Source organism: Streptomyces dengpaensis (genome assembly GCF_002946835.1).
Classification (GTDB): Bacteria; Actinomycetota; Actinomycetes; order Streptomycetales; family Streptomycetaceae; genus Streptomyces; species Streptomyces dengpaensis.
On record NZ_CP026652.1, the window covers coordinates 6,138,511 to 6,160,751 of the forward strand.

Here is a 22,241-nt window from a genome sequence, read left to right on the forward strand (position 1 = left end):
GCTGCAACGGGCCGTGTCGGGGGGCGGCTCAGTGGATCTCCGTCACCACCACGTCCAGCGCCCACGGCCTGCCCGCCCTGCCGGGCGCCTCCGCCTCCACCACGTACCCCAGGTCCCGCAGCGCCTCCACCAGCGCCGCCGGGTCCTTCGGCGCCGCGCCCGCGGTGAGCAGGCTGCGTACGATCTTGCCCTTGGTCGCCTTGTTGAAGTGGCTGACGACGGAACGCTTCTCGACCCCGTTCACCAGTTGCGCGTGCAGCACCCGGACGGTCGCCGTCCGCCCCGCGACCTCGCCCTTCGGCTTCCACGCCGCCGCGTAAGCCGAGGACCGCAGATCCAGCACCAGCCCGTCGCCGGCCGCCTCGGGCAGCGCGATGGCCATCGGCGTACGCCAGTGCGCGCCCAGCGCCCCGAGTCCGGGCAGCTTCACGCCCATCGAGCAGCGGTACGACGGGATCCGGTCAGTCACCCGGACCGCGCCCCACAGGCCGGAGAAGACGAGGAGCGAACGGCTCGCGCGCCGCTTGGCCGCCGTGTCCAGGGAAGCCAGGTCCAGGGCGTCGTACAGGACACCTGTGTAGATCTCTCCGGCCGGGCGGGCGCCCGCCGTCCGCAGGTCCGTGTTCTTCGCGATCTCGCCGCGCAGGCCCTCACTCAGGCCGAGCACCTCGCGGGCCTTCTCCTCGTCGCCCGCGCACAGCTCGACCAGCTCGTCGAGGACCGCCTGACGTGCCTCGGCGAGGCCGGGCAGGGACAGCGACTCCGCCTTCAGCGGGGCTCCTCGGCCGGAGGGAGCCTTGCCTTCGGAGGGCGGCAGCAGCACGAGCACGGTTGTTTTCTCCTCACGGTGGATGGGCCCCGCGCCAGCCTAAGGGGTGCCGCGCGGTCACTCCCCGGCCTGGAAGGCGCCGGGAGTGCCGACCGCGACCGCGCGGCCTACGCTCAGTCCATGCCTCGCCGTCACATCCGCGTCATCGCCGGCGCAGCCGAGGCCCCCCTGCGGGCGGCCCTGCGCGCGCTGCGGACCGAGCTCGGTGTGCCCGACAGCTTCCCGGCCGACGTACTGGAGGAGGCGGAACGGGCACCCCGTCTCCCCTCCTACGACGCGACGGTCATCCCTCTGTTCACCATCGATCCGCCGACCTCCGCCGACCTCGACCAGGCGATGCACCTCGCGCGGCGCGAGCAGGGCGGCTACCGCGTGCGGTACGCGATCGCCGACGTCGCTGCCTTCGTCGTACCCGGCGGCGCCCTGGACGCCGAGGCGCACCGGCGGGTGACGACCCTCTACTTCCCGGACGAGAAGGTCCCGCTGCATCCGACGCGGCTGTCCGAGGGCGTCGCCAGTCTGCTCCCGGACCAGACCTGCCCGGCCGTGCTGTGGACGATCGACCTCGACGCGGAGGGCCGTACGGTGGCGGCCGACGTACGCCGTGCCCTCGTCCGCAGCCGCGCCAAGCTCACCTACGCGCAGGTGCAGGGGCTGATCGACGCGGGGACGGCCGAGGAGCCGGTCGCCCTGCTCAAGGACGTCGGGGTGCTGCGGGAGCGGCTGGAGGGGGAGCGCGGCGGCATCTCGCTCAACGTGCCCGAGCAGGAGATCGTCGAGCGCGACCACACGTACGAACTCGCCTACCGCGCCCCGCTTCCCGCCGAGGGCTGGAACGCGCAGCTCTCCCTGCTCACCGGGATGACGGCGGCCGAGCTGATGCTCGCGTACGGCACGGGGGTGCTGCGGACGCTGCCCGCCGCACCGGACGGAGCGGTGGGCCGGCTGCGCCGCACCGCCGAGGCCCTGCGGATCGAGTGGCCGCACCATGTCTCGTACGCGCAGCTCATCCGCTCCCTCGACCCGCACCGGCCGCACCACGCGGCGTTCCTCCAGGAGTGCACGACGCTGCTGCGCGGCGCGGGCTACACCGTCTTCCGCGACGGCGCGCTCCCCGCGGTCACCGCGCACTCCGCCGTCGCCGCGCCCTACGCCCACTGCACGGCACCGCTGCGCCGCCTCGTCGACCGTTACGCCTCGGAGCTCTGTCTCGCGGCCGCCGCGGACCAGCCGCCCCCCGACTGGGTGCTCGCGGCCCTCGACGCCCTCCCCAGGGAGATGGCCGACGGCGCCCGGCGCGCGGGTGCCATCGAGCGCGAGTGCGTCGACATCGTCGAGGCAGCGCTGCTCAAGGACCGGGTCGGCGACGTCTTCGAGGGCTGCGTGGTCGACGTACAGGAGCGTGAACCCACCGTGGGGACCGTGCAGTTGGAGTCCCCGGCCGTCTTCGCCCGGATCACGGGCGGCGGGGCGCGGCTGTCGCTGGGGGAGCGGTTGCGGGTGCGGCTCATACAGGCGGACCCGGGGACGGAGAGGGTGGAGTTCGTGCCGGTGTGAGTTCTTTCGTCAGTTCCTTTGCAAGTACGTCGGCCTCGTCTGCGTGGAAGCGGAAAAGGTGGACGGACCTGCGCCGCCCGAAGAACGTGAAGTGGTCGACGGAGGAGGCCAGTTCGAGCGTGACGTTCGTCTGGGCTCCGACGGCCAGATTCAGTACTCCCTCGGCCAGTTCGGGGGAGACCGGGCCCTCGGGAGGCAGCTCCCGCTCCCGCAGGGCGCGCAACTGGGCCCGCCGTTCCCGGATCGCGGGCTCCTGGCGTGCCAGGTCCTCGTCCAACTCAGCGAGCACCTCGCCGAGTTCGCGCCCCGCGTCGTCCGCGAGGACGTCCCGGACCTCGGCGAGGCCGAGCCCCAGCTCGGTCAGCCGACGGATCCGGGCGAGGACGACCGCGTGCCGCAGTCCGTAGTCGCGGATGGGGGCACCGCCCGCTCGAGCGTAGTCGAGAGTGGGGGACGTACGGCAGCCGCTCGGGCTCGGGCAGCAGCCCGAGGTGGTGGTAGTGCCGCACGGTCCGCGTCGTGACGCCGACGGCAGTGGCGAGTTCTCCGATCCGCATGCCCTCAGTAGAAACGTTGACGTTGCGGAGGGGGCAAGCGAGCGGCTCGACGCGTCGGGCTGTCCCTGACGGCGGCCGTGATCGTGTGCCACGATCGAGGGAAGAGTTCCCGATCTCCTGGACGGGTGATCCACCGATGTCCGAATCTGGCGAGCGACCGAAGGAGGGGCGTGACATGACTGCCATGGCACACGAGCCGCTCACGCAGGAAGAGGTCCTGCTGGAGGGCTTTCTCGCCCTGGATACTCCGGAGGGTTTCCGGGCCGAGCTGATCGAGGGGGAGATCGTCGTGACGCCGCCGCCGGACGGGGACCACGAGGACTACATCAACCGGATGATGAAGCAGGTGATCAGGCGGTCCAAGACCGACATGGACTTCTCCGGGAACAAGGGACTGAAGCTGGCGAGCGGGGGTGGCTGCCCGAGGGACCATGCGATCCCGGACGGCACATTCGCCCCGGCGGAGCTGCGGCTCTACCGGGGTGCCGATTCCTGGATGCCCTGCGCGGGGGTTGCCATGGTGCTGGAAGTAACGTCCACCAGGCCGAGGGCCGACCGTGAGGCCAAACGCCGCTGCTACGCCCGCGGCGGCATCCCCCTCTACCTGCTCGTCGACCGCGAGACCGCCCAGATCACGCTGTTCAGCGCCCCGGAGGGCGACGACTACCGTCAGCACTGCACCCTCCCCTTCGGTAAACCGCTCACCCTCCCGGAGCCCTTCGCTATCGAGCTGGACACAACGGACTTCCTGTAGTCGCCCTGCGCCATGGGGCCCCTCGCCGGCTCGGTGCTGGAGACGGCCGGACCGAGGCGCGCCACACGCCCGGTAACATGGTCGACACGGCAGACGAGCCGGGCGGGCGGCCGCGTGGAGGTTCTTGTGGACCTCCCCGAGGAACGTCCGGGCTCCACAGGGCAGGGTGGTGGCTAACGGCCACCCGGGGTGACCCGCGGGACAGTGCCACAGAAAGCAAACCGCCCGGCGCTCAGGCGCTGGGTAAGGGTGAAACGGTGGTGTAAGAGACCACCAGTGCCCAGGGTGACCTGGGCAGCTAGGTAAACCCCACCCGGAGCAAGGTCAAGAGGGGCCGCTGTAAAAGGCGGCTCTGCGCGGACGTTCGAGGGCTGCCCGCCCGAGTCCGCGGGTAGACCGCACGAGGCCGGCGGCAACGCCGGCCCTAGATGGATGGCCGTCGCTCCGAGGTCCGCGAGGACCCCGGAGAACAGAACCCGGCGTAACATCCGAATGTCGCTGCCGCCCAGCATTTTCCCAGGTCAGAGCGCTGCGGCGCGATGAAAATCAGCGGCCGGGTCGAATCCGGGTCGAATTTCGCCGTGTGTGTGCAGAGCGACGTTCTCCGCCCGGGGTGCGAGTTGATGAAAGTGCTGTGAGCAGCGGAAATGCTTCCGACGACCGAACACCTCGGACGATATGAAAATATCGTCCGAGGTGTCCGGTCAGCGCAAATGTGGATGATCCGGGCATTGGTACGGCTCTGTCAGACTCCGTTCGTATTCTCACGCCGTGAGCGCATCTCAAGATTTGGAAGCGTCCGTAAGCGGCGTGGCAGCTCTCGACGTCTGGCCGCCTCAGCCGGCGCCGCTCGACACCGGGAGCTGTGGGCGCGAGGACCGATTGCGGATGCTTCGGCAGATGCGGTCCGTCTGGGAGGAGAACAACCGAGCACGCCACGAGCGGATCATGAAGGAACTCGCGGTTGCTCAGGCGCGGCAGGCCGAAGTCACCGCCTACTGGAATCAGCACAAGACCGCGGTCGTGGGCCGGTGGGACAGCCGTACTGGTGGGCGTGGAGAAACCACGATTGCGGATATCCCGGAGGTCGCGACGCAGTGGCACCAAGACAACCGAGTCTATCCCGAGAACGTCTCGGCGACGGCTCAGAGGCGCGGCGAGGTCAGTCCGTACATGTGGCAATGCCCCCTTGCCTTCGGCCATGAACCGTGGCCGGCCTGGCCCAAGGACCGCATTCAGAAGGGTGCAGGGTGTCCCGGGTGTCGTCGATTGACCCGGCTCGCGGACCTTCCGACGCTGGCTGCTCAGTATCGTGGACAGATACCGGCGAGCGACATCACCCACGCTTCGCACGAGAGTGTGCCGTGGGCCTGCCGGACATGGTCGGTCGATCCAAGTACCGGAGTTTGGCGGCCGGTTGAGCACCGTTTCGAAGCGGTGGTCAAAGAGCGCGCGCTTCAGGGGAACGGCTGTCTGGTGTGCGCGGGGTACGTGATCGACGACACGAACTCGCTGCTCACTTGGTTCCCGGAAATTGCGGACGAGCTGGATGCTCCGGACCTTGATCCGCGTCGGCTGCCGACGAGCCAGCACAACACTTCGCGAAAGGCTGCTGCCGAAGCGGGCAGCGCGGACACGTACGCGACCTTGTCTTGGAGGTGCCGTCACGGCCACGTGTGGGAGGCCACGATCCTCAACCGTGTCCAGGGCACCGGCTGCGGCAAGTGCTCGACTTCTGGGATATCGAAGGAACAGGTCCGGCTGGTGGCTGAGCTGTCGGGACTCATCGACCTTGTACCGCTGACGAGCCGAGACCCGCGGCTGCCGGACGGTGTGCTCGACTTCGCTTCGCACCGTCTCACCGTTCCGCCCGAGCACAAGCCAGCCCACTGGCGCTACAAGGACGTCGAGGTCGACGCGGTCTTCCAACTGCCTCATGGCGTCCGTGTAGGCCTCGAGTACGACGGAGCGTTCCACCACTCGGCCAGACAGAGAGACCGCCGCCAGTACGAGAACGACAAGAGCCGGGTACTTGTTGAAGCAGGGATCCTGGATCTGCTCATCCACGTGAGAATCGGTGATCTGCCGGAGATGGAGGCTCCCCACGCTCTGGTCATAGCGGTACCTGAACGGGCCACGGCCTACCAGCAGGCCAGCGCGGTGGCCTCGGCCCTCTCGGCGCGCTTTCCCGAGGCTACGCCGGGCCTGGACGCCTACCTCAACGGTGGCACGGCTCAGCACGAGGCCGCTGCCGATGCCTACATCACCGCGGTATGGGGCGAACTGCGGCCTCCTCGCCGAAAGCCGAAGAAGACGGCCCCGCCGACACCGCGCCGCCTCTCACCAACGGCTCCGCATACAGACAGTCTGCTGTCACCCGTCTCCGAGCCCTACCGGAACCCGGTAAACCCAGATGAGATCATCCGCGACTACCGGTGCGATTGTGGCAACCCCGAGATCTTCACTGCTGTCCAATCCCAGGTCACTTCCGGAAACACCCGTAGTTGCGGATGTCTGGCCACACAGGCCAGGCAGCGTCCGCGACCAGTTATCTCCAAGACTGAGACGCACGCCGTCCGAGCCTGGGCTCAACAGCGGGCAATAGCCATCGGTGGCAGCGGACGGGTCCCGGACCAGGTGACGGCTTCCTTCCGACTCGACCAAGCCGGGCGTGGCGATCTGCTCGGCCCGGATGGGCTGCTTGACGAGGCGCGCGTTCGTGAGTGGGCAGTGACCGCAGGACTTCAGCTGGGAGCGAGGGGCAGAGTGACCGGAGAGCTATGGCTCGACTACTCCACGAAGGCGCTCGCGGCTGGGGCGCAGATCAAGGAGGCTCCGGATCCGCCCTTCGGTCACTGATCGATGAAACAAGGAGCCGTCCCTGGTCGGCTAACATGGTTGACACGGCAGACGAGCCGGGCGGACGGCCGCGTGGAGTCTCCTTGACGGGGGGCTTCCCGAGGAACGTCCGGACTCCACAGGGCAGGGTGGTGGCTAACGGCCACCCGGGGTGACCCGCGGGACAGTGCCACAGAAAACAGACCGCCCGGCGCTCAGGCGCTGGGTAAGGGTGAAACGGTGGTGTAAGAGACCACCAGTGCCCAGGGTGACCTGGGCAGCTAGGTAAACCCCACCTGGAGCAAGGTCAAAAGGAGCGCCGTGAAAAGCGCTCTGCGCGGACGTTCGAGGGCTGCCCGCCCGAGTCCGCGGGTAGACCGCACGAGGCCGGCGGCAACGCCGGCCCTAGATGGATGGCCGTCTCCCCGGTCGCCGCGAGGCGGCCGGGTGACAAAATCCGGCGTACAGCCTGACTCGTCTGCCCCTAAGGGCCCTAGGGCCAGGGAAATTGCTGGTCAGGCGCCCTTTTTCGTAAGCCGAAGGGCTTCACCGGACCCCGGTCAGAGCCGGTTCAAACCGGTACACGCGGCTGTGAACGTAGCCACCAAGGTAGCTACCCACGCGGGCACTCGTCCTGATCAATGGGCTGCGGTGATTCTCCGTGCATTACAGCCCGGCCGCTGAACGCAAAGCCTCCGCCAGCCGAGGGCCGGTGGAGGGTGAACCGTTCTGGGGCCGGTGGAGGCTCCGGACTGCCCCGAGTTGGGTGGAGTCGAGATGCTTGGTTTCAGGCTACCGGCGGGGTGCGGAGCTCGTGTCACCCGGGAGGCGGCCCGCTGGATCACCGAACTGGCGTGACTTCAGAGGCGAGGGGGCGAGCAAAGGCGACCTCTGGTATCAGCAGTGCGCCCGGACGACCGGTTCCAAGGGCACGGGCAACGCCGGGACATGGAACCAGGTCGGCAACGTCCAGCACATGACGTACGTCGTCCGCTGCCTGGCCGGGGGCACCTGATGCCCGAGCGGTCAGTGACTGCTCTCCACGGCCTCGCGCAGATCGTCCGTGAACGCCCTCCAGGACGCGAGCTGCCTGACCGGCCCTTCGCGATCCAGCATCTGCAGGAGCCGCGCGCGGTTCGCCGAGAAGCGGGCCTGGAGCTTCTGCAGACCGCGCCCTCTTTCCCCGCTCGCCGTGGCAATTGCCTGTTTGAGCAGGGCCTTGGGGTCCGCCATCGATTCCGCGCGTGCGGTTTCGGAAGGTCGAGTGCCATCCGACCGTTGGGGTTGCCTGCCACTTCGCGGATCGCCGACTGGTCGAGGAGCAGCCATGCCTCCAGCATCCGAACGGGGATCGCCGGGACATGCGCCAGGCCGGGGCTCACGGCGGCCACCGCTTCCGCGATTTCGCTGCGGCGGTGGTCCGAGGGTTCGCGATCCGAGTCACGGTGGATGACGACGAGGTCGTACGCGTGCCCGCCGTCGCTGAGCTGCTGGGCGGCTCGCAGTTTGCCTTCGACCCCGGGACCGGGCTTGTTCGGCAGGCGGTTCAGGTCGGGGACCGTCACCAGGATCTGCCTGCCCAGGTCTCCTGCGATCCCCTCGATGTGGAAGCGCAGGCCCGTGTCACTGGATCCCTCACACAGGTAGAGGGCACGAATGGTCACGACGCGCTCTCCTCCAGAGTCAGGCGGGCCTCGGGCGGCACTGTGAGGTACGCGAGGATGTCGGCCTTGGTGCCGTAGCCCTTGCCTGCGCCACCGGCGCGCCAGGTATCGGCCAGGGGGCGCAGCCGTAGACCGCGCGCGGCCTTGCCATCGGCCCCTGGGACGGTGGTGGTGTCGGCGATCAGTAGGTCAGCCGGATCGGCGAGCGCTACGACGCCCGGTGAGTGCGTGTTGATCAGGACCTGCCGGAAGGGGTTGTCCTCGTCCACCGGCAGGGAGGGATCCACGGCCAGATCGCGTACCAGGTCCACCATCGCGGGGAGGTTCGCCGGATGGATGCCGTTCTCCGGCTCTTCCATGCAGAGCAGGCCGTGCGCCTGCGGGTCCTCCAGCAGGACGCACAGGGCGAGGAAGCGCAGCGTCCCCTCCGACAGGCTGCGGGCCGGCAGCACCATGCCGTCGATCTCGTGGAGCTTGATCGTCAGTAGCTCACGAGTGTCGTCGGCCTCCACGTGCAGTGTCCTGACGTGCAGTCCCGAGAGGTCCGACAGACGCCCCGCGACCCGCGAGTAGATCCGCGCGGGATCGTCCGGGGACTTCTTCCGCGCGATCCGGTCCAGGCTCCGTGGCAGGTGCAGGCCGTCGGGCTGCATCTCGCTGGGGTCCGAATAGCGGTCGGAGGTGCGGAGTGCGGAGGGTTCGAGGGCCAGCCGTCGCCAGGACTGCATTTCTCGCCTGGCAGTCAGGATGGTCGGGTCGTCGTTGCGATTGACCGTGGAGAGCATGGTCTGCGGCGCCCGGCTCGCGGGTGCTGGACGAGGCTTGCCCCCGCTGCTGCCGTCGGCATGGATGCGTACGGTGGCGTTGCCCAGCTCGAAGGACGTGGAGATGTAGGGCGCCGTCGATCTGCGACCGCGGACCACACCACCGCGGAAGTCCCTGGCACTGTGCGGGAAGCGCAGATGCGACGGAGCCTCACTCGGTCTGATCCGGCTGAGATCCTCGTACCGCAGGGTCAGCCTGCCGCCACGCTCACCGCCCTGCGGCGGTTGGTAGCCGAGATGAACCTCGTAGCGGAGGAACGTGGACGTCGGCTCGGCCAGCCTGCCGAAGTCGTCCTCGGCTTCGCCCGGGACGATCATCTCCGCGGCGAACTTCATCAGGTGCTCGCCGTCCGCATAGCCGTTCCAGAACAGGTCGCGCGCGTCACCGTGCAACGTGCCGTGGGTCCCGCGGACGGCCTGGGCGGCCTCGATCATGGAGTGGTCGGTGAGCAGGCTCAGGAACTGGATCGCGTCGAAGACGTTCGACTTTCCCGTGCCGTTCTCTCCCGCGATACAGGTGAAGGGGCCGAACTCGACCCTAAGATCCAGAAGGTTCTTGAATCCACTGACTTCGAGCCGTGTCAGCATGTGCCCCCTCGTCGGTCCAACCCCGGCGCGCCCCCGAACCTCATGGTGCCCGGCTGAGTCCAGGGCCACCGGTGCGCACAGGAATGATAGGGCGTCAGACCGCGACGGGCTGTGTGTGTCGAGCTGTGAGCGGCGACGGAACCGGGGCGTCGGGCATCGAGCTGGCAGGATGTATTCGACAAGACAATGGATCGTGGACATCGACGACGTACGGAGGAGAGGTCGCCGCTGTGCCTCCGACTGACGGAGCTGATTCGGGGACATCCGCCCCGGACAGGGCCGCGCTTGTCGCGGGCGTGCGCAAGCAGGTTCGGGCGCTGGAGATGGACCTCCACGAGCGTAGTGAGGACCTCGACCGGTATCGAGACCGCCTCCGGGGCATGTACGAGGATGCGCGGGCAACGGGTCGTACGGCCGCCACGTACGGTGCCTGGCGGGGCGAGCGCATCACCCAGACCGCGGTGGCGTGGGTGCTGGGCACGGTGTTCGTGCGCTTCTGCGAAGACAACGGACTCATCGACCGCGTCTTCATCGCAGGGCCGGGGCAGCGGCTGGTGGAGGCCCAGGAACAGCAGGACGCCTATTTGGCCGGGCACCCTGGATCCAACGACCAGGACTGGCTGGCGGAGGCGTTCACTTATCTGGCGCGGGCGCACGTGGCGATGGCCCGCATCTTCGACAGGAAGCACAGTCCCGTGTGGGACCTGGCACCCTCTCCGCAGGCCGCGGCTCAACTGATCGAGTTCTGGAGGTGGCGGCGAGGCGATGACGGTTCCCTTCGATACGACCTCACTCACCCGGAACTCGACACCGAATTCCTCGGAGACCTGTATCAGGAAATCAGCGAGACGTCACGAAAAGCCTATGCGCTGGTCCGAACGCCGAATTTCATCGTTGACTTTGTCCTAGACCTGACAGTCGATCCGGCCATCGCGGAATTCGGGCCCCGGGGATTTCGTGGGATCGACCCGGCCTGTGGATCGGGGACGTTTACGCTTGGGCTCTTCGAGCGGCTTCTGGATGCCTGGCGAGCGGCGGAACCCGCAACCCTCGATCATGAACTCATCCACCGGGCCCTGGACTCCGTCCATGGCTGCGACGTCAACCCGTTTGCCGTGACCATCACCCGGTTCAGGCTGCTGATGGCTGCTGCGCGGGCGAGCGGCTGCAGGGTGCTGAGTGGGCTGCCGGAGCACGTGATCAATGTGGCGGTGGGCGACGCACTGCTGGACGGGCGGGGTGCTTCGGGAGGATCGTCGCTGTTGCTCCACGGGGGGAGTGGGACCGCGAGGACGGTGGAAGACGCCGATGAATTTTCCGAGTCGTGTGATCTTCTGGGTCGGAATTCTTACCATGCCGTTATTTCGGAACCTCCCTTCATTCCTGTGCATGACAAAGCGAAAAGTGCGGCATACCGGGCGGCCTATGAAATGGGTTCCGGGATGTCCCCGCTCTCGGTCCTCTTCGCCGAGCGCATGTTCCAGTTGGCAGTGCGGAAATCCGGTGGAACCTCCGCTGGTTACGTCGGCCAGTACACGTCCAGTTCCTTCACCACGCGTGAATTCGGTGAGAAGCTGATCGAGGAGTTCCTTCCACGCGTCGCCCTGACTCACGTCATCGACACCTCTGGCGCTTACGTACCGGGCCACGGGACCCCGACGCTGATCCTGGTCGGCCGGAACGACCCGACCATGCGCGATACCCGGGTGCGGTCGGTCCTCGGTGTGCGTGGTGAGCCGGCGATGCCGACAGATCCTGCAGAGGGGATCGTGTGGAAGGCGATTCTCAACCAGATCGACCAGCCCACCAGCACCTCGCAATGGGTGAGCGTCCAGGATGAACCACGAGAGCGCTTCTCCCGCTTCCCATGGACGTTGGCGGGCGGTGGAGCCGCGGACGTCATGGACGTACTCGCGCGGGCACCCCGACGGTTGGCAGACGCGCTCGCAGACTCGGTTCGATTTGCTGCGGATCCAGGTCAGCGAGAGGTCTTCGCCCTTGGTCGGCCCTGGTTCGCCCGGCATCCCGACTCTGCCGGACTCGGCCTCGGCATGGTCACCGGGGAGACCGTACGAGACTGGCGTGCGCAAGTGTCGACGGAAATGCTGGCTCCCTACCACCAGGACGACTCACCGCGCCTCATCGACCTTCGCGCCTCATGGGGGCGCCACCTCTGGACGATGCGAGCCGTCCTCCGGGCGGCTCCCGGAGCGCGGGAACCACTCCGCAGCGGACCGTGGTGGACCTGGAGACGCTGGTCGCCGGGAGCCAACCAGGGGCTGGTGATCACGTTCGCGGCCATGGCCACGCACAATCACTTCGCCGTCGCATCCGACACCAGGGCGTACAACAGGACCGCACCCGTGCTGCGGCTGTCCCCAGGCGCAGGCGAAGACGAGAACATCGGCCTCCTGGGAGTACTCAACTCGTCGACGGTCTGTTTCTGGCTCAAGCAGACCGGTTCCACCACTGGGTTCGACGGACTGGGTACATCCTCGCCAGGTGAGGAATGGGCACGGACCTACCGTTTCGCCACGAAGTCCCTCCCACGCCTTCCGCTGCCGACGGGCACTCCGCTCGTCCGTGCGCGGACACTGCACACCCTGGCCGAACGGCTTGAAGCCCATGAGCCGAGTAACGTCTGCTCGCAGGAACATCCGCCTGCCCGAAAGGCACTCGACGCGGCCAGGACCACCCGCGAAGAGACGCGCCATCAGATGATCGCTCTTCAGGAGGAATTGGACTGGGAGGTCTACGGCGCCTACGGCCTGCTCTCCGACGATGAGCGGGCACGCTTGACCACCACCGGCGATACGCCGACGCCTTCGCTGTTGCTGGGCGAGCGGGCCTTCGAAATCGTGCTGGCACGCAGGATCGCCACCGGTGAGGCTTCGGACTCGTGGTTCGTGAGACATGGCGCAACACCGATCACCGAAACCCCGCAGCACTGGCCGGCTGCCTACAAGAAGGTTGTGCAGGCCAGAATCGACGCCATCGAGTCCCAAGGCACCATCGCCGTCATCGAGCGCCCGGAATACAAACGGCGCTGGTTGCTGGAGCCATGGGATCGGCGCGAGGGACAGGCGCTGCGTACCTGGTTGCTCGACCGCTGCGAGGACGCACAACTCTGGTTCGAGCACAGGAACGGGGCCAGGCACCCTCGTCCCCGGACGATTGACCAGCTCGCACGGGATCTGGGCACCGACGCCGCATTCCGTTCCGTGGCCGCGCTCTACGCGATCGACCACCTCGGGAAGCGGGACGCGCCCCTTCGTGACGTGCTGGCGGCGGTCGTGGCCCACGAACACGTGCCCTACGCATCCGCGCTGACGTACAGGGAATCGGGACTGCGCAAGCGAGCCCAGTGGGAGCAGGTGTGGCAACTGCAGCGCAATGAGGACACGACGGGTGAGGCACTGGGCATCCCCGTCCCGCCGAAGTTCACCGCCATCGACTTCCAGCGCACCTCGTACTGGTCGCTTCGGGGCAGCCTGGACATTCCACGGGAACGCTTTGTCTCCTATCCTGGCGCCGATCCCGAGGAGGACGGTCTGCTGATCGGCTGGTCCGGCTGGAACGACGCGGACCGTGTTCTCGTGCTACTGGATCTGGTCGGCGCACTACGGCAGCAGCCTCACCCGAACGTCCACCGGATCGCTCCCCTGCTTGCCAAAATTCAGGAACTGATCCCCTGGGTACGCCAGTGGACGGACTCGACAGGGCTGGGCGTGGATCTCGATCGTGCCGAGACCTACCAACGCGAACTTGACGACCTGCGCACCGCTTTTGGGCTCAGCACCCATGACCTCGACTCTTGGCGGCCGCGGAAGGCCGCTCCAAGAGGGAAGTGACCGGCGATGCGCGCAGCCCCAGGAACGGCGGGAAACCCATGAGCGACTTCGCGGAGGCGAACCTCAAGACGCTGGTCGACGCCCGTTCCTACGGGCGCGGGCTCGGATACGTGGAGCACGGGCTGTGAGCGGGACAGGGCGACGGCTGTCACACATCGCCCCTGCGCAGGGCACTACACGAGAACGGGCGCCCCAACTCCGGACGTCGGCTGCGTGAGCTCCCGCAGCTTCTCCCGGGTCTACGCCTGTTCAGACTCCACTGACCGGTCGCCATAGCGGCTCGGTGATCGTCGCTCACCAAGCAGTCGGCCGTGAGACGGCCCGTTCGGTGAACGCGAGCGATCCTTCTTCCCACTCCTCCGGACACAGAGGACGAACCGCGACCAGATGGGGTGCGCTCGATACGTTGCAGCTCTGTCTGTTCGCGCAGGTCGGTCGCTCGTTTCGGTGATCGGAATCTTTCAGCCGCCCGACAGGCCGTGGTTCTGAGGATCATGCTGGTTGTGCCGCCCTACAGCACGGCGTGATCAGGCGCCGTACCGGCCCCGGCCCTGGGAGACAAAGACGTGGCCCATCACGTATCCGTGGACGTCGATGAGGTGATCGAGGGAGTCGTCGATCACTTGCTGCATGTCAGTTACGACGAACGCACGGTACTTCGGTTGACGTCCACGGGTGACGACGAGGAGAGCATCACTGTGGTTGGCAAGGCGCTCTTCGGTGTGAAGCCGGGGGAGAGCCTGCGTCTGTGTGGCTCTTGGGCTCAGCATCCGCGCTACGGGCGGCAGTTCCGGGTAGAGCGGTGTGAACGTACGGTGCCCGCCGATGAGCGGGCGATCCGCCTCTATCTCGCCTCGGGCATGATTAGAGGGATTGGTCCGGTCCTGGCCGCGGCGATCGTGGACGCCTTCGGCGAGCGCACCTTGAAGGTCATCGACGCCGAGCCGGAGCGGCTGCTAAAGGTCCACAACATCGGCGATATCCGGCTCGGACGGATCACGGCGGCCTGGCGCGAGCAGAAGGCCATCGCCGAGATCATGATGTTCCTGCAGCAGCTGGGCATCACTTCCGGGCTGGCGGTGAAGATCTACACCACCTATGCCGATACCGACGACGACCCGATCGACGTCGTCCGCCGCACGCCCTACCGGCTGTGCCGGGACGTGCACGGTGTCGGCTTCGTCAATGCCGACAAGATCGCTCTGGCTGGCGGTGTTCCCAAACACAGTGACGAGCGGCTCCAGGCCGCGCTGCTGCACGAGCTGGACCAGGCCGGCGGCCAAGGCCACTGCCACCTGCCCGTCCGTGTTCTGCTCGCGCGCACCCGCCAGCTGCTGTCCGACGATGACCCGGCCACCGTGGAGATCCTCGACGACGTGGTCCTGCGCCATGCCCTGCAGACGCTGTGCGGGCAGGGCGAGGTGGTCACCGATACGCTGCCGACGCCCGTGCTGGATGGCACCGATGCGGTAGCGGACACCGAGATCGCCCTGCTCGCGCGCTGGCACCGCGACGAGACTCAACTCGCCTTCCACGTACGGCGTCTGCTCGGCTCAGCGCCCGTCCTGGCCGAACTCTCTCAATGGGATGAGCGGTTGACTGCGCTGACCACAGCGGAAACGGCCGGGCTGACCGATGAACAGCACCCGGCGGTTCACACCGCGCTCACTCGACCGCTGTCCGTGCTGACCGGCGGTCCAGGCTGCGGCAAGACTCACACCCTGCGGACTCTGGTTGAGGTGGCCGACGACGCCGGTGCGGTGGTCGCGCTGGCGGCGCCGACCGGGAAGGCCGCCAAGCGTCTGGAGGAGACCTGCGGGCAGGCGGCGATGACCGTGCACCGCTTGATCAGGCCGCCGGAGGGTGACTCCCTGTTCGACCACGCCGGCGTCTTGGAGAGCGCCGACCTGGTGGTTATCGACGAGACGTCCATGCTCGATCTGGCCCTGGCCCGCAGGCTCTTCGCCGCCGTCCGTGCTGGCTGTCACCTGCTGCTGGTCGGCGACACCGACCAGCTGCCCAGCGTCGGACTCGGCCGTGTCCTGCGCGACCTGCTCGATGTCGACGCCATTCCGCGTACCCGGCTAACTAAGGTCTTCCGCCAGCACGAGGACAGCGCTGCGATCGTGGTCAACGCGCACCGCATCCTGCACGGTCACCTGCCTGAGGGCGATCCCAGAGCTTTCTGGAATCGGCCTGTCCCAGTGGCCGAAGACATCGCCCAGCGCGTGGTGGACCTGGTCTGTGAGTCCATGCCGAAGCACCTCGCGGTCCAGCCGGAGGACATCCAGGTGCTGTGCCCGGGCAAGAAGAACATCGCCGGTATGACCGACCTCAACCTGCGTCTCCAGCAGCGCCTCAACCCACCCGCCGATCACAAGCCCCAGCACTTCCACGACGGGTGTGCCTTCCGCCTCGGCGACCGCGTCCAGCAGATCCGCAACAACCTGCATCGCGGTGAGGCGGGCATCTTCAACGGCAGCAGTGGCACCATCACTGCCGTCGACCCGGAAGCCCACCAGCTCACGGTCACCTTCCAGGATGGCGAGGCGGCCACGTACCCCTTCACCGACCTTGACGAACTGGTCCACGCCTACGCGCTGACCGTGCACCGCTCACAGGGCAGCGAATACCCTTATGTCATCATCCCTATGATCAATGCGGCCGGGACGATGTTGCTCCAGCGCAACCTGCTCTACACCGCCATCACCCGTGCCCGTCACGGCGTCATGCTCATCGGCCAGATTGAGGCCGTCGAGCGGGCTGTCGCCAACAATCGCACCCAGCGACGCAACACCGCTCTGAGTTACCGCATCACGCACACCGAGGCCGTTGTATTGACGCCGCGTCCCCAGGCCCCGAGCGGGCAGATGGCCTGGAGCTGACGCCATCTGACCGGGTGGTGTAAGCCCTTCTGTCTCCTTGGCCTACGCGGCCTGCGGAATCTCGGCAGAGCGGTCGCCGCAGCCGCCGACTCCGGATTTCGACGACCATCGCCATCACGTCCCCAGTTTGCCGTCTACGACTACGCGTGCGCCCACGACCGGTCTGCCAGCTCCAACAGTCGTCGAATTACGCACTGTTGTCGCCCAAGCACCCGCGATAACCTACCTGTCCAGTACAACCGGCGACACGCGAGGACACGAGGGGGATCGTGGAGCGGCGCGACGTGCGAGGACACTACGAGGAGCTGGCGGCCGAGTACGACGAGCACTGGATCTACGGCCCTGATCATGTTCCCTGGATGTCCGGCCGGATTGCCGCTGCCCTGCGGCTCGATCCCACGGACCGGATCGCCGACATCGGCTCCGGCACGGGCCTGTTCGCCAAGGAAGTGGCCAAGCATCTACGGCCTCGCCATCCCGTTCTGTGCGTCGATCCGTCCGAGGCGATGCTCCGGCAGCTCGGCACGCCGCCCCCGGCGGATCTGACGCCGATCGTTGCTTCCGCCGAGGACATCGCCGAAGGAAGCACCCGTCTGCCGTACGAGCAGCTCGATGCGATGTGGCTGAAAGAGTCGGTGCACCACGTGGCCGATCCGGCGCGCACGCTTCGCGGCCTGGCCGATCGGCTGGCGCCCGGAGGACGGCTGCTGGTGGTGATGCTGCCGGCCAGCATCCAGTACCCCCTGTTCGAGGCGGCCCTCGCGCGTTTCGAGGAGTTGCAGCCGGACCCGGCCCTCATTGAGGGCCATCTGCGGGCGGCCGGGCTGGAAGCCGGTCTCAGCTACGTCGAGCATGAGCTGCGCATCGACCGGGACAAGTACTTCGGTATGGTGCGCGCCCGTTACATGTCCCTGCTCTCCACCTTCAGCGAGAGTGAGATCGAGAAGGGCATCGACGAGATGCGAGTCGCTCATTCGGAGCCCGTGCTGGCGTTTCCCGACCGGTTCGCTTTCGTCCTCGGCCGACGGTGTGGGGAGTCGGCGTGAACGCCGTGGTCGACGAACGGCTGCGGCGCCTGCGGAGTGAACTCGACGACCACTCGCGGATCGCCGATCGCCTGGGCCTCGATCTGGAGAGGCCGTTACGGTCCCTCAACGATGGCTACCCCGAGAACGCGGTCGCCCTGGTCGGGAAACTGACCGAGAAGCTCCTCAAGGAGTTGTGGCGCCACCACGGCGTCGAGGGCGACCCTGCGACGAAGGCCCTGAACGACCTGGTCAAGCGATGCCGCCCGTACATTCGCAGCAGCACAGTGCTGGATGCCCTCGACGACATCCGACGACTGCGCAACCGGTCCACGCACGACGGATACGACATCAGCGACGAGGACGGGCTGCTCGCGGTCCGCAGGCTCGTGGACGTCCTGGTCTGGTTCACCGACACCGGCAGTGCGGCCCTTCTCGGTGGTGAGCCCGACATGGCGCCCGAGGTCGCGCGCCGCTGCGAGTTTCTCGCCGGGTTGTACGTCACCCTCGGATATCGGCAGGCCAAGCGGTTCGTCCTCAGCCCGGACACCGTGTACCAGCTGTTCTGCCGCGAGTCGGGAATGCGGCTGGAGTACGTGGAGCTGATGCTCTCCCGTGACGCCGACGACCTGAGTACCGTCCTTGCCTCCAGCGGCGGGGAGTTGCTGCGCACCAGGCTGCCCAAGCTCACCCGGTTCGTCGTTCTGGACGACGACGGTGGCCCGCAGCCCGGCGCCCTCCATCAGATGCTAGGGCTGGACTTCCGGATCGTGCGGTACGACGGCTTCGTCGACACGATCGTCAATCTCGACACCCACCTCGCCGCACTCGACTCCGTCGGCAACCCGACGGAGCCACGGGCCGCGATCGCCGCGGCGGCGCTGACCATCGACCCGCGCACCGGCGAGTCGACTATGGAGCAGTCCGGCGACGCGGCACAGCTCGTGACCCGCCTGGCGCACGGCAGTGCGAACGTCCTGGTCACCGGTCGTCCGGGAAGCGGCAAAAGTACGCTCCTGCGCTCGCTAGCCGTCGACTCGGAGATCCGCCGCTTCCGCTTCTACTTCGATCTCGGTCTCAAACCGAAGGACGAACCGTTCTCCGAGTACGCCGCCCGCCTCCTCGCGCCGGCCATGACGGCGGACCGCTCGCGCGCCTACGAACTCTTCCTCTACCTGATCCGGTCCGGGACCGCGCTGTGCGTGCTTGACGCCGTCGACGAAGGTGTCGAGGAACCGAGCGCGGCCGGTTTCCTACGCCTCTTCACCGATCTCGCGGCCGTCCTGTCCGCCGAATCGGCGGTGGTCATGAGTTCACGGGTGTCCTTCCTCGCGGACTCACCCCAGGTGCGTCAGCTGCTGGACAGTGGCGCGGGCCGCTCCGAGCAACTAGTCGAGCAGATGTACGCCAACGGCCTCGACCCGTCCCGCGTACCGCACTTCCACGTCGTACGCCTGGCCGAACCCGAGGCAACCCCTCTGGAGAAGCGCCTCACCACAGCTCTGAGCCTTCCAGCGGACAAACCGCTCGCGAACATCCTCGGCGTTCACATCGCGCGGACGTTGGCCGAGGGCGGGCGGCCCGATCTGGAGCAGCGGCTGCCCACCGCATTCGGGCATGCCTTCCTCACCGACCGCACCGTGTTCTCGCTCCTCGAAATCCACCGGCAGCTGGGGGCCGACGCCTTCAAGGACGGACGCCTCGATCTCGACGCCTGTGTCCTCGCACCGCTGCTGCGGCCAGCCGGACCCGATCACGTCGCCTTCGTGCACACGGCGTACCAAGAACTCCTGGCTGCCAGATACCTGACCGAGCCGGCGAACCGGGACCTGGCAGCCGACCTTCTCCCCGGTGCCTACCTCACCGAACAGGTGCGCGCATTCCTCGCCGGAACACTCACCACCCAGGAGACCGACGACTGCGTGCTGCCTGCCGGGGCATATCTGGTTGGGCCGGCCGAACGGCTGCTGATTCACCGCGTCGAGCGCCCCGTACGCTTCGACCGCCATGCCGTGACCGTCGCGCGCTACCGTCGCTTCCTCGACGTCCTTGACGCGGACGGCACCTCGCAGTGGGACCACCCCGACCAGCCGGCCGACGTCACACACCGCCCCTGGACCGACCGGCTGCGGCGTCCCGACTACTACGAAAATCCTCGCTACGATGCCCACCCAGCCACCTGCGTCAGCTGGTGGAGCGCCTACGCCTTCGCCGCATTTGAGGGCAAGCGCCTGCCGACCTCCCTCGAGTGGGAGGCAGCCGCACGTGGAACTGACGGGCGTCTCTTCCCGTGGGGCGACACCCCCGACAGCACCCGTGTCAACTGCGCCGATACATGGGTCGGGCGGCCCGTCGTGACGTATCAGGCCTGGTACCGGGATTTCGCTGGTGACGCCGTCCGGCGGGCCGGGGCGACACCCGCCGACGAACGACCAGGCAACCGCTCCCCGTTCGGTGTCCTCGACATGGTGGGCAACTGCTGGGAATGGACGTCCACCAGCCTGAATGACCCCGGCGAGGCCGTCATCTGCGGCGGCAGCTACGACAACCCGATGCGTGCAGTGCAGACCAGTAGCAAGGGCATCTACCGCAAGCGCGGCGGAAGCAACGCGGTCGGCTTCCGCTGCGTGCAGGACATCGACACGTCCGGGACAGGAGGGACGACGGCATGAGCGCTGGCGGTCAGCGTCACGGAACCATCGTGGACAGGCGTCCCAGCGGCGGAGGGCTCAGCGGTGCGCTCGGCTCCTACGTCGTCCGGGACGACGAGGACGAGCGGTACTACGGCTTCGACTACCGGCAGATCGTGACCGAAGGGTTCCGGACCATCCGCACGGGCGAACGCGTCCGCTTCCACGTCAGCGCGGAAAGCCCCGACCGGGCGGAGTTCGTCATCCGCCTCGACCAGCCCGACCCGGCCGAGTACTACCAGTGACCACCCACGAGGCCTCGCTGCTCGAGGATGTCACGGGTGCGCGCCAGGAACTGACCGTCGTCCTGCCCGTGCGGCTGCTCCGTGTCCCCAACTGGCCCGAAGGGCCCTTCCCATTCGAGCTGGGCAACCGCCGCACCGACGCGCAGACTCGCTCCACCTACTTCGCCCCGGCCTCCGCCCGCGCACTCTACGGAGCACCCGGACGCCCGCGCCGCTGGCACCTGCCGCTGGACGTCAAGCAGGACGGCCTGCACCTGCTGGGCCTGGAACTTCTGCGCGCGGCCACCGCTCGCAACCCGGAACACGCCCTCGCCGTCCTGCACTTGAGCGTGGAAAGACCGCTGCTGCCGATACTGCGGGCCCTGGCCGGGCGGCGATCGAGTTTGGTCGACGAGCCCCTCACCGGGCCGTTGGACCCAGCGGGGCTCCTCGACGGCATCGCCGACGTCCGAGATCCCGACGCACCGTTCGCCATCGCCCGGCCTTACACGATCGCCTTCATGACCCCCACCTCGCAGCAGTCCCCCGCCCTCCGCACCGGCCCGGAAGGGGCACTGCCCGCTACCGCGGATCGCTGGCTGTGGCAACTGGCCTCACGCTCCACACCCGAGGACTTCCCCCTGCCTCCGGAGACCGCCGACGAACAACTCAAGGACGCCGTAAGGATCTCCGCCGACTGGAGCGCCCTGGTGCTGCGCCAAGGGGCCGCCTTCCTCGGCCACCGCACCGACACCGGAGCGGGCGACTTCTTCGAGTTCGGCGCGCTGCACTCCCGCACCGTCTATCTCGACGCCTTGCTCCTCGGCTCACTCCAACGCGACCACATCGACGAACTCACCGACGAACTCTCCGAGGTCTTCAACTCCTCACGGCTGGCACACCGGGTCGCCACACTGGAGCGGAACATCGCCGTCTTCCGCAGCACCTACTGGCGACAGCACCTCACCGCACACGGCGCAGCCAACGACCTGCTGCTCGCCTTCCAGAACCAGCACCGGCTACCCGCACGCTTCGATGAAATCCTCGACGAGGCAGCCGACTACAGCAGACTCGTACAGACCCAGGAAAGCCAGCAGATCAGCGGGGCCCTGGGCGTCCTCACCATTCTCGGCCTGCCACTCGGGACGGCCCTCAGCATCCTGCAAGTGCTCGACGACCACGCTGTGACACACCTGCTCATCGCGCTCACCCTGTCGGTCGCCGCCACAGCCGGAGCCCTCACCACACGGTATGGGCGCCTGGTCGTATCATCCTTGCGGGGTGGGGAGGGCAAGGCTTAGGACGCGACACTGTGATCGGCTGCATCAGTAGCAGGTCGCCTGCGGGTCCGGATCGAAGGTGGCGGCCTCTCGTTTCGCCCTATGATCCAGGTCGTCTCACCGGCGCTGGGGGCGATGCCGCCGGCGTGTCGGCGAGGTCCACGTCCGCGGCCGCGATGACACGGCCAAACAACCACACCAGTCGTATCGCGCGCACCGCCCCCAGAAGAAGTGCGGCCTCCGCCAGCCAGTGCACGCCGCCGGGGTCTTTCTCCGTGGTGTCCAGGATCGCAGCCAGCAGACAGAGCCCCGAGACGACCAGCGTCGCACCGAGGATGCCGACCCAGTTGCGACGGAACTGGGCTCCTTGCCTGGGATGGGCGCGCAATGTCTGCATGCGCACGCCAGTGGAGGAGGCGTACTGGGCGATGGCCGCTGTGATGAAACTACCGACGAGGGCTGCGACCGTCGCGATCCCGGTGTAGACAGTGATCCGTTGTTCGCGTCCCGGCCAGGCGAGCACATCCCCACCACCGGTGATCAACACGGCGCCCAGATGCGTCCCGGTGATCACTAGGACGATCAGCCAGTCCAGACCTGGCCGCCCCAGCCAGCGGGTCCACAGCCGACGCAGCAGAGTGTCCTCATACACGACGTCCCCCAGCCTCCCCTGAA

General features: G+C 67.5%; 14 protein-coding genes, 2 other RNA genes and 1 pseudogene. 12 read left to right on the plus strand and 5 right to left on the minus strand.

Annotation, left to right across the window (positions count from 1 at the left end):
* Window positions 1-28: 28 nt before the first annotated feature.
* A complete protein-coding gene (gene yaaA / locus C4B68_RS28395) occupies window positions 29-829 on the minus strand; it encodes a peroxide stress protein YaaA (RefSeq protein ID WP_099504545.1) in 801 nt (266 codons plus the stop codon).
* Window positions 830-949: 120 nt separating this feature from the next.
* Between yaaA and C4B68_RS28400 the strand changes: the two genes are divergently transcribed.
* Entirely contained in the window at window positions 950-2,386 is a 1,437-nt protein-coding gene (locus tag C4B68_RS28400) for an RNB domain-containing ribonuclease (protein WP_099504546.1), read from the plus strand.
* Between the two features lie 163 nt (window positions 2,387-2,549).
* Here C4B68_RS28400 and C4B68_RS28405 read toward each other — a convergent pair.
* Window positions 2,550-2,943, minus strand: a pseudogene (locus C4B68_RS28405) (MerR family transcriptional regulator); the annotation flags it as partial.
* 184 nt (window positions 2,944-3,127) lie between these two features.
* On the opposite strand from C4B68_RS28405, the gene C4B68_RS28410 reads away from it, so the two are divergent.
* The 5 genes from C4B68_RS28410 (at window position 3,128) to C4B68_RS44840 (ending at window position 7,550) form a co-directional block, all read left to right on the plus strand.
* Window positions 3,128-3,697: a Uma2 family endonuclease gene (locus C4B68_RS28410; RefSeq protein ID WP_099504582.1), complete on the plus strand. Its 570-nt coding sequence runs from the start codon at window positions 3,128-3,130 to the stop codon at window positions 3,695-3,697.
* A gap of 98 nt (window positions 3,698-3,795) precedes the next feature.
* Window positions 3,796-4,193: RNase P RNA component class A (gene rnpB / locus C4B68_RS28415), an RNA gene on the plus strand.
* Between the two features lie 275 nt (window positions 4,194-4,468).
* Window positions 4,469-6,556 carry a zinc-ribbon domain-containing protein gene (locus C4B68_RS28420; protein WP_143674396.1) on the plus strand — a complete coding sequence of 696 codons (2,088 nt, stop codon included), beginning with the start codon at window positions 4,469-4,471 and terminating at the stop codon, window positions 6,554-6,556.
* A gap of 52 nt (window positions 6,557-6,608) precedes the next feature.
* An RNA gene (rnpB, locus tag C4B68_RS28425) (RNase P RNA component class A) lies at window positions 6,609-7,016 on the plus strand.
* Window positions 7,017-7,349: 333 nt separating this feature from the next.
* Complete coding sequence (locus C4B68_RS44840) at window positions 7,350-7,550, plus strand: beta family protein (RefSeq protein ID WP_167459183.1); 201 nt, start codon at window positions 7,350-7,352, stop codon at window positions 7,548-7,550.
* A gap of 11 nt (window positions 7,551-7,561) precedes the next feature.
* Here C4B68_RS44840 and C4B68_RS43585 read toward each other — a convergent pair whose 3' ends face one another.
* Window positions 7,562-7,768, minus strand: coding sequence for a hypothetical protein (locus C4B68_RS43585; protein ID WP_240634505.1), 207 nt, complete (start codon window positions 7,766-7,768; stop codon window positions 7,562-7,564).
* 427 nt (window positions 7,769-8,195) lie between these two features.
* Window positions 8,196-9,611 (minus strand): AAA family ATPase, encoded by a 1,416-nt coding sequence (locus C4B68_RS28435; RefSeq protein ID WP_099504548.1) that lies wholly within the window; start codon window positions 9,609-9,611, stop codon window positions 8,196-8,198.
* A gap of 296 nt (window positions 9,612-9,907) precedes the next feature.
* Here C4B68_RS28435 and pglX point away from each other — a divergent pair, with 296 nt between their 5' ends.
* The 6 genes from pglX (at window position 9,908) to C4B68_RS28465 (ending at window position 21,587) form a co-directional block, all read left to right on the plus strand.
* Window positions 9,908-13,462, plus strand: a complete 3,555-nt coding sequence (gene pglX, locus C4B68_RS28440; protein WP_240634506.1) for a BREX-2 system adenine-specific DNA-methyltransferase PglX — start codon at window positions 9,908-9,910, stop codon at window positions 13,460-13,462.
* Between the two features lie 584 nt (window positions 13,463-14,046).
* Entirely contained in the window at window positions 14,047-16,347 is a 2,301-nt protein-coding gene (recD2, locus tag C4B68_RS28445) for an SF1B family DNA helicase RecD2 (RefSeq protein ID WP_167459184.1), read from the plus strand.
* Window positions 16,348-16,616: 269 nt separating this feature from the next.
* A complete protein-coding gene (locus C4B68_RS28450; protein WP_099504551.1) occupies window positions 16,617-17,393 on the plus strand; it encodes a class I SAM-dependent methyltransferase in 777 nt (258 codons plus the stop codon).
* The gene (locus C4B68_RS28455; RefSeq protein WP_099504552.1) at window positions 17,390-20,044 is read left to right on the plus strand and encodes an SUMF1/EgtB/PvdO family nonheme iron enzyme; all 2,655 of its coding nucleotides are present in this window, start codon (window positions 17,390-17,392) and stop codon (window positions 20,042-20,044) included. The genes C4B68_RS28450 and C4B68_RS28455 overlap by 4 nt, the downstream gene beginning before the upstream one ends.
* Complete coding sequence (locus C4B68_RS28460) at window positions 20,041-20,307, plus strand: hypothetical protein (protein WP_099504553.1); 267 nt, start codon at window positions 20,041-20,043, stop codon at window positions 20,305-20,307. The genes C4B68_RS28455 and C4B68_RS28460 overlap by 4 nt, the downstream gene beginning before the upstream one ends.
* Window positions 20,304-21,587, plus strand: a complete 1,284-nt coding sequence (locus C4B68_RS28465; protein ID WP_240634507.1) for a hypothetical protein — start codon at window positions 20,304-20,306, stop codon at window positions 21,585-21,587. The genes C4B68_RS28460 and C4B68_RS28465 overlap by 4 nt, the downstream gene beginning before the upstream one ends.
* 79 nt (window positions 21,588-21,666) lie before the next feature.
* Here C4B68_RS28465 and C4B68_RS28470 read toward each other — a convergent pair whose 3' ends face one another.
* Window positions 21,667-22,218, minus strand: a complete 552-nt coding sequence (locus C4B68_RS28470; RefSeq protein WP_240634508.1) for a hypothetical protein — start codon at window positions 22,216-22,218, stop codon at window positions 21,667-21,669.
* Between the last annotated feature and the right edge of the window lie 23 nt (window positions 22,219-22,241).

Coding starts and splice junctions, on each gene's coding strand:
- C4B68_RS28410 (WP_099504582.1), top strand. CDS start 3,128: ATGGCACACGAGCCGCTCACGCAGGAAGAGGTCCTGCTGGAGGGCTTT.
- C4B68_RS28460 (WP_099504553.1), top strand. CDS start 20,041: ATGAGCGCTGGCGGTCAGCGTCACGGAACCATCGTGGACAGGCGTCCC.
- C4B68_RS43585 (WP_240634505.1), bottom strand. CDS start 7,768: ATGGCGGACCCCAAGGCCCTGCTCAAACAGGCAATTGCCACGGCGAGC.
- C4B68_RS28400 (WP_099504546.1), top strand. CDS start 950: ATGCCTCGCCGTCACATCCGCGTCATCGCCGGCGCAGCCGAGGCCCCC.
- C4B68_RS28435 (WP_099504548.1), bottom strand. CDS start 9,611: ATGCTGACACGGCTCGAAGTCAGTGGATTCAAGAACCTTCTGGATCTT.